Origin of the sequence: Rhodococcus sp. PvR044, from assembly GCF_040548995.1 — a bacterium.
Lineage (GTDB): Bacteria > Actinomycetota > Actinomycetes > Mycobacteriales > Mycobacteriaceae > Rhodococcus_G > Rhodococcus_G oryzae.
In genome coordinates, this window is the sequence record NZ_JBEPSX010000001.1 from 84,185 (window position 1) to 96,797 (window position 12,613).

Below are 12,613 nucleotides of genomic sequence, written 5' to 3' on the forward strand. Positions count from 1 at the left end.
TTGCGTCGCGCATGCGGGGACTGCCGGGGCGCGACAGTCGTTGCTGTCGCGGTGCAAGGCCGGTGACTCAACCCTGGTCGACGAGCTGGTGCGAGCGGTCCTCGACGGGATCGCAGCGCGCCGAGTGAGAGCGCTATACCGTCGCGGGGCCGGTGAACTGCTCGGCCAGTGCCCGGCGGTCCACCTTGCCGGGTCCGCGTAGCGGCAGCGCCGGCATCAGGTGCAGTTCGCGGGGTGCCGCGGTCGAGTCCACGGTCCGCTCCACGTGGGCGCGCAGATCCACGAGGGTGGGCGCGGTGCCCGCGGCAGGCACGACCGCCGCCACCACGCGCTGGCCGAGCCGCGCGTCGGGAACCCCGAACACCGCGCATTCGGCAACCGCGGGATGGGCGGACAATGCCGCCTCCACAACCTGCGGGACGACCGTCAGCCCGCCCGTCGAGATCGCCTCGTCCAGCCGGCCCGTGATCGAGAGCACGCCGTCCGACAACAGGCCCGCGTCGTCGGTGCGGAACCATCCCGGTTCCGCGAACGCCGGATGGTCGGGCAGTCCGCGGTACCCCGAGGCCAGCACCGGTCCGCCCAACAGCACGCGGGAGTCCGCGATCCGCACCCGTACCCCGTCGAGCGGTACCCCGTCGTACACGCAGCCGCCGCAGGTCTCGCTCATTCCGTAGGTACGGACGACGTTGATGCCCGCGGTGCGTGCCCGTTCGAGCACCGGCGCCGGGGTCGCGGCACCCCCGAGCAGTACCGCGTCGAGCTCGGCCAGCGCGGCCGTCGCCGCCGGGTGCTCGAGCGCCTTGATCAACTGGGTCGGCACCAGCGAGGTGTAGCGGCGCGGTCCGGTCATCGCCTCGATCGCGCCCGGCAGCAGGGTGGGGTCGAAACCCGTTGCGACGTCGACTATTACTGGCTCGGTGCCGGCGAGCAGGCTGCGCAGCAGCACCTGGATCCCCGCGATGTGGTGTGCGGGGAGCGCCAGCAACCACGACCCGGGACCGCCGAGGCGGGCGTGGGTGGCCTCGCCGCTGGCGCGCAGCGCGGCGCCGGTGAGCAGAGCGCCCTTGGGGGTCCCGGTGGTCCCCGATGTCGCGACGACCAGAGCGGTTGATCCGTCGATCGGCTCACCCGGGTGCAGGGCATCGGTCAGGCGCCGGATCTCGCGGTCGTCGTCGGCGGGCACGGGGAGCAGCGCCGGGCCGTCGCCCGCGAGCGCGCGTTCGAGCTGGGGGAGTGTCTCTCGGGTGGCCGGGCCGGATCGGACGGGTAGGACCTCGAGCGTGCCGGTCACCGTCTCAGTCTTCCGAGCACTCGTGCTGCACGGACGCCACGTCGACCCGGTCGAGCATGGTCCTCAGTGACGCGAGGTCGCGCTCGGAGAAGGCGGCAAACAGTTCGCGTTCGGCCTCGTTCAGTGCGGAGTCGACCTTCCGGAGCGCCGCCGTGCCCGCCTCGGTGATCTCCACGATATGTCGCCGCCGGTCGGCCGGATCGCGGCGCCGCTCGGCCAGGCCGTCGCTCTCCAGTTCGTTGAGGATCGCGACGAGTTGGCTGGGGTCGACCTCGAGCATGTCGGCGAGCGCTCGCTGGCTCACCGGGCCGGTGCCGAGGTGCATCAGGGTCATCGCGTGGCGCGGGTGCAGTCCGGTTACCCCGAGGGCACCGCGAATCCGGGCGCTGGTGGCCTCGCCGCGCCAGGCGAGGATGAACCCGAGGCGGTCGGTGGGGGCGCCGTCGACCCGTTCTGCAGCCATTCAGTCACCGTATCAGGACCTCCATTTTGGAGCCTCGTCAATCATTGTTACGCTTCAACGATCTTGCCAGGTAAACAATTGGAGGTCGCTCATGTTCATCGCCTATGCCGTCATCGCTGTGGTCCTCGCCCTGGCCCTGAGTACCTCGGCGTTTCTCACCTTCACCCGCAACGAGAAGCTGGTCGGGGGCTTCGCGGAACTCGGCGTTCCCGATGCGTGGCTGCCGCGTCTCGCCCTCGCCAAGGCTGCGGGTGCCGCCGGGTTGCTGATCGGGCTCGTGGTGCCGGTGATCGGCGTAGCGGCGGCGATCGGTGTCGCCCTGTACTTCCTCGGCGCCGTCGTCGCACACGTGCGAGCCCACGACTATGCGATCGCGCCCGCGGTCGTGCTCGGGCTGGCGGCAGTCGTCGCGGTGGTGCTCCGTATTACCTCTGCGTGAGGTGTGATCCTCGGCCCGGGGAGTGTGTCGGACCCCGGCGGTAGAATTCGAACATGAGTTCGATCGACAAGGTCGGGGCTTCGGGACAAGTGCAGGAACACCTGTCCACGATCGCCGATGCCATCGAGGGACTGTGCGACAGCGATCTGACCGGGCTCTCCGACGCCGAGCTGACCGACACCATGCGCCGGTTGGAGAAAACGCTGCGCCGGGCCTCGGCGGTCGGCCACAACCTGATCGTCGAAACGGCCGAACGTTCCCTACCCGGCAAGCTCGGCCACAAAACCTTCAACAAGCTACTCATCGGAGTGCTGCGGATCTCCGCGGCCGACGCCTCCGCTCGGATCACCGCGGCGAAGTCACTGGGTACCTGGCATGCGCTCTCCGGTCAGCCGCTTCCCGTGGACCTGCCCGAAACCGCTGCCGCGCAACGCGACGGAGACATCGGCCCGGACCATGCCCGCGCGATAGGCGAAGTCATCCGCAAGATCCCCCACACCGTCAGCAGTTCCGACGTCGCAGTCGCGGAGCAGATTCTGGCGGAACTGGCGCGCTCGGCACCGCCCGAGGACGTCGAGAAGGCCGGGCACGAGTTGCTCGCGCACCTGAACCCGGACGGCAACCTCACAGACGACAAGGACCGCAAGCGTCTTCGCGGGATCCGCCTCGGCCGGCAGGATCAGAATTTGACGACACCGATCTCCGGGCACCTCGACCCCCAGGCCCGCGCGTTGCTCGACCCGATCCTCGCGAAATGGGCGCGGCCAGGGATGAACAATCCCGACGACCCCGAATCACCCACCGGCGCCGCCGAACACCCCGGTGTCGACCGCGACCAGCTTGCCGCCGCCGCGGGCCGTAACACCCGCACCGCCGCGCAACGCAACCACGACGCCGTCAAGGAAGCGCTGCGCGCCCTCCTCGGTTCCGGAGTCCTCGGCTCGCACCGCGGGTTGCCGGTGACGACGATCCTGACGATGACAATCGATCAACTCGAACAACAACCAGGTGTGGTCACCACCGCCTCCGGCGGGATCGTCCCCATCAAGGACGCCCTCAAGCTCGCCGAACGGTCACATCCGGTGCTGGTGCTCTTCGACCACAACGGCCGACCACTGCACCTCGGACGGAGCAAACGCCTCGCCACCGCCGACCAACGACTGGCTCTGATCGCCGCCGATCGCGGCTGCACCAGACCCGGCTGCGACGCCCCCGCCACCATGACCGCCGTCCACCACGTCCACGACTGGTCCAAGGGCGGCACCACCGACATCGGCGCGCTGACCCTCGGATGCGATGGCTGCCACGCCCTCATCCACGACGGGCCCGGCGACTGGAAAACCCGCACCGCACCCAAAGACTCCGAATACGCCGGACGCACCGAATGGAGCCCACCAACGCACATCGACCCCGAACAGAAACCCCGCGTCAACCACCGCCACCACCCGAAAGAGCTCCTCGACCGCGCCCGACGAAAGGCCAACGCCCGCAGGGAGACCGGCATGCGCAGGCGGGATGGGTCATGGCCGTGGGGAGATGCGCGGGGCGAAGGATCGGCCTCAGACGGTCTCCCGTAGCGTCCGGCCGTGTCGAGTTGCAGCGAAGATCGACAGGACGCGCCTGGCTACTTTGACCGAGGTCGGGCGTGTAGGTCGCGCCTGTCAATGTAGGTGTGTCACCGAACCCAGAGACACGTCGTCGCATCCGTCAGGATGTGACTATGAAACACGCGCAAATGCACGCGGACCGGATCGCCGGGATCCTGACCGGCCTCGACCGACTTCGAGTAGCCGATCTGAGGACCACGGTCGTCTCGCTCGGCGACCGGGAGGTCATCGGCTACAGATGCGGCATCCACGGGGCAGCCGTGCATCGCTACGAGCACGCTGCTCCCGCGGACCCGGACGTTCTGGCGGCATTCGAGAACCGGCTCGGCGTCGGCCTTCCTGCCGACTATTTCGAGTGGATCACCCGGGTGGGCGACGGCGGAGCCGGACCGATGCTCGGACTGCTCCCGCTGGCGCAGGAGGCCGAAGACGCCGCGATCGACTACGCCGCGGACTTCCCCTTCACCGCCGAGCGACCCTGCGCGCCCGCCGCTGAGGACTCCGAGTTCCAGTGGTCAGAGAACATCGGCCGGATCCACCGAGGCGCGACCTTCCTCGCGAACGAGGGGTGCGGCATGTACGACCTCCTGATCCTGCGCGGCCCGGCCGCGGGGCAGGTGTGGTGGCACAGCTACGAGCACGCCGCCGCGCTGCCGGTGCTTCACCCAGACACCCGCGAGCCGCTGACGTTCCTCGACTGGTACGAACTCTGGCTAGCCCGCGCCCTCGATCCGGACGTAGACCAGGTGGGGAGCTTTGCCGAGTTCGCCGATCACGGCGCGAACCACGACTGAGGTGTCACGTCCCCCCGCAGCGCGGTTGCGACGACGATCGCCAGGTGTGGGCCTCAGGCCGTCATGTCGAACGTACGACCGTTCGTGCAATCGCAAGATCTCGTAGAGAATGAAGCGATGGTGGATACGGCTCAGACTTCCGATCAGCGGTTGATCAAGGGGGCGCTGGCCCGCGCCTCGATCGCCCGGCACGCGGCGGACGTCGCCTCGGTCGAGGGACTGACCGGTCTTAGCATCGGCAGGCTCGCCACCGATCTCGGGCTGAGCAAGAGTGGCGTCGCGACTCTCTTCGGCACCAAGGAGAACCTTCAGGTCGCCGCGGTGCAGTCGGCCAGGGAGGTGTTCATCGAGCACGTCGTCCGGCCGAGCCTGAAGGAGCCCGGCGGGCTGCCCCGGCTACGGGCCCTGATCGACCGTTGGTTCGACTTCGTGTCGGCGCCGGTGTTCCCCGGCGGTTGCTTCCGGGTCGCGACCGTATCCGAGTTCGACAGCAGGCCGGGGCCGGTGCGTGACGCGATCGCGGCCGATCAGCGGGACTTGCGCGAACTGCTCACCCGCGAGATCCGGCGGGCCAAGGATCAGGGCGCGGCGGAGGGGAGGGACGCCGCGGCGCTGGCCTTCGAGATCGAGGCGCTGATGAGTGCGGTCAACACCGCCCTACAGATGGGGGAATCGGAGGCGGCGCCGATCGCCCGCGGGATCATCGATGGGCTGATCGCCTAGCCGGATTCCGGGGGAGTGTCCCCGTCCGCCGATGCCCCGTCGCCGGTGGCCGACTCGGCGTCACGGTCGAGCGCGCGCAGGGTCGTCGCCCCGTTCGGCCCGTCACCGGGTTCGTCGGCGAGCGGCCAGCCCCCGGCCGCGAGGTGTGCGCGCACCCGCTCCACATCGGACTCGACGGGCATCTCGTCCGTGACCTTGGTGATGAGCACCTGGATGTCGATCTTGTCGATCGGCGGCGGGAACTGCTCGACCAGTGCGTCGGTGACCGCATGGACCTCTTCGTCGGACAGGCGCCTGCGGAGCAGGGCGATCAACGGGATGTAGTCCTGTTCGGGCACACCGTTGGGATACCCGGCACGCAGCCACCCGAGTATCGAGGTGAGGAACGGTGGAAGGGCCACGACGGTGCGTCCCTACGGCTCGTCGCCGAGCGGCCACCCGGCCGCGGCGAGCACGGACCGGACCCGGGCGATGTCGTGATCCGACGGGGCCTCGTGGGTGATCTGTTCGATCAGCTCGCCGATCTCGGCGTGGGTGACGGTCGGGTCCTCGCCCTCGCCCCGCGATTCGGCGAGCGCGACGGCCACGTCCTTGATCTGCTCGGCGGTCAGCTCGTGGTGGAGCAGGGCCACCAAGGGGATGCGGTCCTTCGGCGGGACGCCCTGCGGGTACCCGTCCTGCAGCCAGGTCAGCACGGATAGTGGGAACGTTGATTTTGCTGAGGACACGAACTGTTGCCTCTCGACTCGTGGGCCGACGCTAGAAGATCTCGATGCCGAAGGTGTGGCTGAGGAAGCCCTGCATGACGAACAGGATGCCGGTGATGATCGCCACGACCACCACGGCGAAGCATGTACCGGCTGCGATGACGGCAGCCGGCTTGCGGGTGGTCGTCGCCGCGGCGGGATCGGTGGTCGAACCGGAGTCCAGTGCCCGCAGGCCGAGCGCGAAGATCGCGGGCAGGCCTGCCCCGAGCAGTAGCCCCACCGCGACGACCTGCCACAGCGAATCGACGGTTTTCGAGAGAAGATCCATGGTGCTGTATTCCTCAGGCTGTCACGTTGTCGCGCGGGGCAGGCTCCGCGGCCGGTGCGGGCGCGGGGGTCGGGTTCGCCGGCGGGCCGGGGATGTCCTCGGCGGGGATCAGGCCGCCGTCCCATTCCGCGTTGACGTTGCTCGAGTCGATCGGCTGCCTGCGCGAACGCGCATACATCCAGCCCGCCAGCAGCAGCAGGATCGCGAAGACCGCCAGCACGCCGGGCAGGCCGCCGATCAGCTGCGCGATGCCCCAGCACACGGCGCCGACAAGCGCGGCCGACGGCAGGGTGATCAGCCAGGCGACCGCCATCCGGCCCGCGACGCCCCAGCGCACCTCGGCGCCGCGGCGGCCGACGCCGGTACCCATGATCGAGCCGGTGGCGACGTGCGTCGTGGACAGCGGCAGCCCGAGGTGGCTGGAGGTCAGGATGATGGCGGCCGAGGACGCCTCCGCGGCCATGCCCTGCGGCGCCGCGATCTCCACCAGACCCTTGCCGAGGGTGCGGATCACGCGCCAGCCGCCGAGGTAGGTACCGAGGGCGATCGCGACCGCGCAGCTCAGCTTCACCCAGAACGGCATGTCGGAGTCGGCGTTGAGGGTGCCGTGGGCGACCAGGGCCAGGAAGATCACGCCCATCGTCTTCTGCGCGTCGTTGGTGCCGTGAGCGAGGGACACCAGCGACGCGGAGCCGACCTGGCCGAGCCGGAACCCGGAATCCTTGGTCTCGTCGCTGACGCCGCGGGTGATCCGGTAGATCATCCAGGTTCCTGCCGTGGCGACGAGGCCGGCGACGACCGGCGCCAGCAGTGCCGGGATGACCACCTTGCTCAGCACGCCGCCCCACTCCACGCCGTTCATCCCGAGGGAGGCGAGGGCCGCGCCGATCAGGCCGCCGAACAGCGCGTGCGAGGAACTCGAGGGGATGCCGAACAGCCAGGTGGCCAGGTTCCAGATGATTCCGCCGACAAGTCCGGCGAAGACGATGAACAGCAGATCCTCGCCGCCGACGGAGTTGAGGTTGACCACGCCCTTCGCGACGGTGGCCGCGACCTCCACCGAGAGGAACGCGCCCACCAGATTGAGGATTGCGGAAAGCGCAACCGCGACTTTGGGTTTGAGTGCCCCGGTCGCAATCGACGTCGCCATCGCGTTGCCGGTGTCATGGAAGCCGTTGGTGAAGTCGAACCCGAGGGCTGTGACAACTACGACAAGAAGAACGATGAGTTCCGCGTTCACGGCCTCGATCCTCCGTTACGAACGCGTAAAAGTCGAGTCTGTACCCGCTGTTCGCGCGTGCTTTCGAGCACGCCGCGCCGCCGCCCGTCGGGCCAGGTCCTGGCGGTTCGGGCGGGCCCCGAACGGCGTGCGCACCGCCCTGTCGCCATGCGAACCGTCAGGGTCAGGAACGAAATGTGTCGAAGCTCACCGGGCCAGGACCCGTCACTCCTCGCGCCGCGATGGGCCGCTCGACCCGACCGGTTCGCGGGGGATGTTCGCGGTGAAGAACAGCGCGAGGACGGCGAGGAGCGCGGCGAGGCCGCATGCCACCCGCAGCGCCTCCAGTCGTGCGTCCGCGTTGACCGCGAGAACGGCGTCGGCGGTCGGGCCGCTCACCCCGGCCTCGTCCATCGCCGCGGTCAGCTGGGTGTCGGACAGGAACGGGACCCCGGCGGCCAGCTCGGTGGTGGCCTGCTGCTGCACGGCGACGGGCACGTCGGGGTTGTCCTGGATCCCGTCGACGGTCGCGGCGCTCAACGTCGTGATGAGCACCGCACCGATCAGTGCTGTCCCCAGTGACGCGCCGAGGTTGGTCGCCGTATTCTGCAGCCCGCCGACCTCGGCGCTCTGCGAGTCCGGCACCGCGGACACGGTGACCGCGCCGAGCTGGGACGCCAACGCACCAAGCCCGAGTCCCATCAGGAGCATCGGGACGGCGACGATCGCGGCATTGGCGCCGGGGTCCAACCCGGCGACGAGGACCAGGATCCCGACGATCATCGAACCGAGACCGCACCGCACCACCCGGCGGGGAGCCGCACGAGGCCAGAGCTTGGGTATGCCCGCTGCGGCGAGCAGGAGAGCCACCGAGAGCGGGAGCAGCCGCAGACCGGTCTGCAGCGAGTCGAGTTCGAGGACCACCGAGAGGAACAGCGGGACCGCGAAGAAGATCCCGGCCTGCACCATGAACTGCGCGAAGAACATCGTCAGGCCGCCGCTGAGCTGACGGTTCTGCAGGAGCCGTGGATCGAGCAGTGGCTCGGCGCCCGCCTTGGACAGCCGGGTTTCCCAGAGCAGGAACACATAGGCGACCAGCAATCCGGCGAGGATCAACCACAGGGTCGCGGACACTCCCATCAACTGGACGCCGTCGGGCGTTGGCCGGATCCAGCCCCATTCGCTCGAGCGGAGCACCCCGAACACGAGCATGCCCAACCCCAGCACCGACAGGGCCGATCCCACCAGGTCGAGGTGCACCTTGGCCGGCGGGGTGTCCTCGATCCTCCTGAGCACCAACAGGATCAACACGACGATGACGACCTCGCCGAGGAAGACGTAGCGCCAGGACGCGTACGTGGTGACCGCGCCGCCGATGAGGGGGCCCGCGGCGACGGCCATCGCCCCGGCCGCGGCGACCAGGCCGTAGGCCGCAGGGCGACGTTCCGCCGGGAAGTTGCTCGCCACCAGGGCGACGATCGCGGGCATGATCAGCGCGGCGCCGATGCCCTCCAGGAGTGACCAGCCGATCAGCAGCACGGCCAGGTTCGGTGCCACGGCCGTGGTGAAGGACCCCGCTGCATAGATGACCAGCCCGATGCCGAAGGCGCGGCGACGGCCCAGGATGCTGCCCACCTTGCCGCCCGTGATCATCAGCGTGGCCATGACGAGGGTGTACAGCGTGATCGCCGTCTGGATCCCGGTGATCGTGGTGTTCAGGTCTGCGGCCACGGTGGCCATCGAGACGTTCATGACGGAGCTGTCCAGCGTCATCAGGAACTGGCCGGAGGCCAGCACCGCGAGCACCAGGCCGCTGCCGGTTCGGGTGGAGGACGTGTGCCGAGCAGCTGTGCTCATCGGTGACCTCGGGGTCGATGGGTTCCGCGTGCACGAATCGTCCGCTGCGAGGGCCTCGGTCGTCAACGGCGCCGCGCCGAGAGAATCGGTGCCGCAACCGGCTAGGGGGCCGGGCGGCCGTCCCTCCGGATCGGGTGGTCCGCCGGGATCTGCACCAACACGATCGGGACGCCGTCGGGGTCGGCTATCCACAACTCGTGCAGGCCCCACGGTTCCTGCCGCGCCTCCCGGATGATCTGCACGCCCTTGAGCACCAGTTCCGTCTGCGTGGCCGTGAGGTCGCGAACCTGAAACCAGAGGGCACCGTCGAAGCGGGTGCTCACCCCGGATGCGCCGTGGGCGGCGACCTCGATCAATCCCTGCCCGGCGAAGAACACCGTGCCGCCCGGATACTCGCGCGCGACCGCGAGCTCCAGGGTCTGCGCGTAAAACGCCAGGGTGGTCGGATAGTCGGCCGGCCGCAGGATCGTCCGGCTGCTCAGAATCTCCATGCTCACTCCTGCTCCGCGGGTCGGGCCTCGTGCCCGGGCCTGCCCGGTGTCCGTCTGCGCTGCTTCATCTCCGCCTCGTACAGGTGCCTGCGCCCGCCGAGCAGCTCCTCGCGCACCGCCTGCTCGTGCTCGCGGAATTCCGACCAGTACCCGTCGTCGAACTCCTCCACCACCTGAAAGGTCCAGCGGCCCGCCAGCACGTTCCGGCCGACCAGCTCCTCGAGGAGCTTGTCGGCCCGCTCACCGTGGCCGGCCGCGCGCAGCATATCGACCGCCTCGGCGAGCTGCAGGTGCGCGTGCCCGATGAGTTGGTGGAACCCGTACAGGTGCCCGCGGGCCCGCTCGACCGTCTCGAGGGCCTCGGAGACCCGCCCGGCGGCGGCGATCTCGGCGTCGGTGACACCGTCGGGCCGACGGTGTTCGGGTGCAGGCTCTTCGCGGTCGACGCCCATGCGTTCAGTGTGCCCGATCCGGTGTCGGTCGCGGGCGCGAGATTCGTGACAGTGGCGAACGAATTCCCCTGCGCGGCCCACCCGAACGCGGTACCGTCTCGGCGATCGGTGCCGCCGCCAAGGAGGCCGGCGGTCCGGGCCGTCTGGTGCCCGCATCCGATCGACAACGTCGAGGCTGGGGGAGTCCATGAATTTCGCGTGTCGTCGTCCTGCGTTGGGCCGGGCAATGGGTGTGGCCCTGGTCGCGATCGCGGTGTTGGCAGGCTCGGGCGAGGCCGTCGCGGCACCGGGCACGGGCAGTGACTCGGGTAGCGCGGGCAGTTCGGGCAGCTCGGATTCGGGCAGCGCGGGCGGCAGCTCGGACTCGGGCAGCGTCACCTCCGGATCGACGATGCCCGAGTGGGGGCGCGACGATCCGGGGCCGATACCCCCGCTGCGCGACGACATCGTCACCCCGTCGATCGTCTCGGAGAAGTTCACCTCGGAACGGGTCGCGCGGTTCCTCATCGCCTCGCCCGCGCTGCACCGCGAGGTCGGCGTGGACGTGCTGCTCCCCGCGGACGGCAGCGTCCCGCGGCCCACCCTGTACATGCTCGAGGGCGTCGGTGCCGACGAGAACCAGAGCGGGTGGATGTACATGACCGATGCCCCGAAGTTCTTCGCCGACAAGAACGCCAACGTGGTCATGACCAACGGCGGGGTGGCCAGCCTCTACACCGACTGGGACAAGCGCGATCCGAAGATCGGGCTGCACAAGTGGGAGACCTTCATCACCAAGGAGCTGCCGCCACTGATCAACGCCCGGCTGAAGACCAACGGCGTCAACGCGATCGCGGGCAACTCGATGGGCGCCCAGGGTGCGATGATGCTCGCGCACCGGCACCCCGACCTGTACCGCGGCATCGCGGTCTTCAGCGGCTGCTACTCGACCACCGACGACATCGGTCGGCTGAGCACGCAGGTCACGGTGTCCTCGCGTGGCGGGGACCCGGCCAACCTGTGGGGTGTTCCTGGTGGTCCCGAGTGGGAAGCGCACGACACGGTGCGTCACGCGGAGGCGTTGCGCGGCAAGCCCATCTACATGTCGGTCGCCACGGGTATCGCAGGCAGGCACGAGGGCCCAGGCACCGATGCCGAGCGGATCGTGGTCGGCGGGGCCATCGAGGCGGCGGCGAACCAGTGCACCAAGCGGCTCGACCGAAAGCTGCGGGAGTTGGGCATCCCGGCCACCGTCGACTACGAGCCCACCGGCGTCCACGCCTGGGCGTACTGGAAGGACCAGCTGCCCAAGGCATGGCCCACGTTGCGTCAGGCGCTCGGGCTGTAGGCCGCCTAGAAGTACCAGGGGTACGGCGACCAGTCGGGATCGCGCTTCTCCAGGAACGCATCCCGGCCCTCGACGGCCTCGTCGGTCATGTAGGCCATCCGGGTGGCCTCGCCGGCGAACAGCTGCTGGCCGACCAGGCCGTCGTCGGCCAGGTTGAACGCGTACTTGAGCATCCGCTGCGCCTGCGGGGACTTGCCGTTGATCTTCTCGGCCCACTCCAGCGCGACGTCCTCGAGCTCGGCGTGGTCGACGACCTTGTTGACCGCGCCCATCTGATGCATCTGCTCGGCGGTGTACGCATCACCGAGGAAGAAGATCTCGCGGGCGAACTTCTGCCCCACCATCTTCGCGAGATAGGCGCTGCCGTATCCGCCGTCGAAGCTGCCGACGTCCGCATCGGTCTGCTTGAACCGTGCGTGTTCGCGGCTGGCCAGTGTCAGGTCGCAGACCACGTGCAGCGAGTGCCCGCCGCCCGCGGCCCAGCCGTTGACGAGGCAGATCACCACCTTCGGCATGAAACGGATCAGGCGCTGCACCTCCAGGATGTGCAGCCGGCCCGCGCGCGCCTTGTCCACGGTGTCGGCGGTCTCGCCCGCGGCGTACTGGTAGCCGCTGCGTCCGCGGATGCGCTGGTCGCCTCCCGAGCAGAACGCCCAGCCGCCGTCCTTGGGGCTGGGACCGTTGCCGGTCAGCAGCACCGCGCCCACATCGGAGGTCATCCGGGCATGGTCGAGGGCGGCGTACAGCTCGTCGACCGTGTGCGGCCGGAACGCATTGCGCACCTCCGGACGGTTGAAGGCGACGCGGACGGTGCCCTGCGTGATGTGCCGGTGATAGGTGATATCGGTGAGGTTCTCGAACCCGGGAACCGGACGCCACAGCTGCGGATTGAAGGTCACGATCGCCAAGGAT

Annotated in this window: 15 protein-coding genes; 5 read left to right on the forward strand and 10 right to left on the reverse strand. The window is 69.2% G+C overall.

The features are described from left to right. Positions 1–133: 133 nt before the first annotated feature. Positions 134–1,294, reverse strand: a complete 1,161-nt coding sequence (menE, locus tag ABIC28_RS00445; RefSeq protein ID WP_354577076.1) for an o-succinylbenzoate--CoA ligase — start codon at positions 1,292–1,294, stop codon at positions 134–136. Positions 1,295–1,298: 4 nt separating this feature from the next. Next, positions 1,299–1,757: a MarR family winged helix-turn-helix transcriptional regulator gene (locus ABIC28_RS00450; protein WP_097210315.1), complete on the reverse strand. Its 459-nt coding sequence runs from the start codon at positions 1,755–1,757 to the stop codon at positions 1,299–1,301. Between the two features lie 91 nt (positions 1,758–1,848). Between ABIC28_RS00450 and ABIC28_RS00455 the strand changes: the two genes are divergently transcribed. From ABIC28_RS00455 to ABIC28_RS00470, 4 genes are all read left to right on the forward strand, one after another. Then, entirely contained in the window at positions 1,849–2,196 is a 348-nt protein-coding gene (locus ABIC28_RS00455; RefSeq protein ID WP_097210316.1) for a DoxX family protein, read from the forward strand. A 53-nt stretch (positions 2,197–2,249) separates the two neighbouring features. After that, on the forward strand, positions 2,250–3,773 hold the full coding sequence (locus ABIC28_RS00460) for an HNH endonuclease signature motif containing protein (protein WP_354577079.1): 1,524 nt from the start codon (positions 2,250–2,252) through the stop codon (positions 3,771–3,773). A 143-nt stretch (positions 3,774–3,916) separates the two neighbouring features. Further along, the gene (locus ABIC28_RS00465) at positions 3,917–4,597 is read left to right on the forward strand and encodes an SMI1/KNR4 family protein (RefSeq protein WP_209928648.1); all 681 of its coding nucleotides are present in this window, start codon (positions 3,917–3,919) and stop codon (positions 4,595–4,597) included. A gap of 117 nt (positions 4,598–4,714) precedes the next feature. Then, the gene (locus ABIC28_RS00470) at positions 4,715–5,320 is read left to right on the forward strand and encodes a TetR/AcrR family transcriptional regulator (RefSeq protein WP_097210931.1); all 606 of its coding nucleotides are present in this window, start codon (positions 4,715–4,717) and stop codon (positions 5,318–5,320) included. Here ABIC28_RS00470 and ABIC28_RS00475 read toward each other — a convergent pair. The 7 genes from ABIC28_RS00475 to ABIC28_RS00505 all read right to left on the reverse strand — a co-directional run bounded on the left by ABIC28_RS00475 (position 5,317) and on the right by ABIC28_RS00505 (position 10,374). Next, complete coding sequence (locus ABIC28_RS00475; protein ID WP_257017235.1) at positions 5,317–5,721, reverse strand: DUF3349 domain-containing protein; 405 nt, start codon at positions 5,719–5,721, stop codon at positions 5,317–5,319. The two genes, ABIC28_RS00470 and ABIC28_RS00475, sit on opposite strands and share 4 nt — an antisense overlap. Before the next feature lie 12 nt (positions 5,722–5,733). Continuing rightward, positions 5,734–6,048 (reverse strand): DUF3349 domain-containing protein, encoded by a 315-nt coding sequence (locus tag ABIC28_RS00480; protein WP_307861328.1) that lies wholly within the window; start codon positions 6,046–6,048, stop codon positions 5,734–5,736. Positions 6,049–6,079: 31 nt separating this feature from the next. Further along, a complete protein-coding gene (locus ABIC28_RS00485; protein ID WP_097210932.1) occupies positions 6,080–6,355 on the reverse strand; it encodes a hypothetical protein in 276 nt (91 codons plus the stop codon). A gap of 13 nt (positions 6,356–6,368) precedes the next feature. Continuing rightward, the gene (locus ABIC28_RS00490; protein ID WP_097210933.1) at positions 6,369–7,595 is read right to left on the reverse strand and encodes an inorganic phosphate transporter; all 1,227 of its coding nucleotides are present in this window, start codon (positions 7,593–7,595) and stop codon (positions 6,369–6,371) included. Positions 7,596–7,799: 204 nt separating this feature from the next. Then, the gene (locus ABIC28_RS00495; RefSeq protein WP_097210934.1) at positions 7,800–9,431 is read right to left on the reverse strand and encodes an MFS transporter; all 1,632 of its coding nucleotides are present in this window, start codon (positions 9,429–9,431) and stop codon (positions 7,800–7,802) included. Between the two features lie 101 nt (positions 9,432–9,532). After that, positions 9,533–9,922: a VOC family protein gene (locus ABIC28_RS00500; protein ID WP_097210935.1), complete on the reverse strand. Its 390-nt coding sequence runs from the start codon at positions 9,920–9,922 to the stop codon at positions 9,533–9,535. A 2-nt stretch (positions 9,923–9,924) separates the two neighbouring features. Beyond that, positions 9,925–10,374, reverse strand: coding sequence for a hypothetical protein (locus tag ABIC28_RS00505; RefSeq protein WP_097210936.1), 450 nt, complete (start codon positions 10,372–10,374; stop codon positions 9,925–9,927). Between the two features lie 226 nt (positions 10,375–10,600). Between ABIC28_RS00505 and ABIC28_RS00510 the strand changes: the two genes are divergently transcribed. After that, complete coding sequence (locus tag ABIC28_RS00510) at positions 10,601–11,701, forward strand: alpha/beta hydrolase (protein WP_245221154.1); 1,101 nt, start codon at positions 10,601–10,603, stop codon at positions 11,699–11,701. Between the two features lie 5 nt (positions 11,702–11,706). Here the strand turns inward: ABIC28_RS00510 and ABIC28_RS00515 are convergent, their stop codons facing one another. After that, positions 11,707–12,600 (reverse strand): 1,4-dihydroxy-2-naphthoyl-CoA synthase, encoded by an 894-nt coding sequence (locus ABIC28_RS00515; protein ID WP_027500684.1) that lies wholly within the window; start codon positions 12,598–12,600, stop codon positions 11,707–11,709. Between the last annotated feature and the right edge of the window lie 13 nt (positions 12,601–12,613).

What these genes read in the sequence shown, in the direction of transcription:
- ABIC28_RS00470 (WP_097210931.1), top strand. Translation starts at nt 4,715, where the DNA reads ATGGTGGATACGGCTCAGACTTCCGATCAGCGGTTGATCAAGGGGGCG.
- ABIC28_RS00465 (WP_209928648.1), top strand. Translation starts at nt 3,917, where the DNA reads ATGAAACACGCGCAAATGCACGCGGACCGGATCGCCGGGATCCTGACC.
- ABIC28_RS00495 (WP_097210934.1), bottom strand. Translation starts at nt 9,431, where the DNA reads ATGAGCACAGCTGCTCGGCACACGTCCTCCACCCGAACCGGCAGCGGC.
- ABIC28_RS00510 (WP_245221154.1), top strand. Translation starts at nt 10,601, where the DNA reads ATGGGTGTGGCCCTGGTCGCGATCGCGGTGTTGGCAGGCTCGGGCGAG.
- ABIC28_RS00450 (WP_097210315.1), bottom strand. Translation starts at nt 1,757, where the DNA reads ATGGCTGCAGAACGGGTCGACGGCGCCCCCACCGACCGCCTCGGGTTC.
- ABIC28_RS00460 (WP_354577079.1), top strand. Translation starts at nt 2,250, where the DNA reads ATGAGTTCGATCGACAAGGTCGGGGCTTCGGGACAAGTGCAGGAACAC.
- ABIC28_RS00500 (WP_097210935.1), bottom strand. Translation starts at nt 9,922, where the DNA reads ATGGAGATTCTGAGCAGCCGGACGATCCTGCGGCCGGCCGACTATCCG.
- ABIC28_RS00485 (WP_097210932.1), bottom strand. Translation starts at nt 6,355, where the DNA reads ATGGATCTTCTCTCGAAAACCGTCGATTCGCTGTGGCAGGTCGTCGCG.
- ABIC28_RS00505 (WP_097210936.1), bottom strand. Translation starts at nt 10,374, where the DNA reads ATGGGCGTCGACCGCGAAGAGCCTGCACCCGAACACCGTCGGCCCGAC.
- ABIC28_RS00455 (WP_097210316.1), top strand. Translation starts at nt 1,849, where the DNA reads ATGTTCATCGCCTATGCCGTCATCGCTGTGGTCCTCGCCCTGGCCCTG.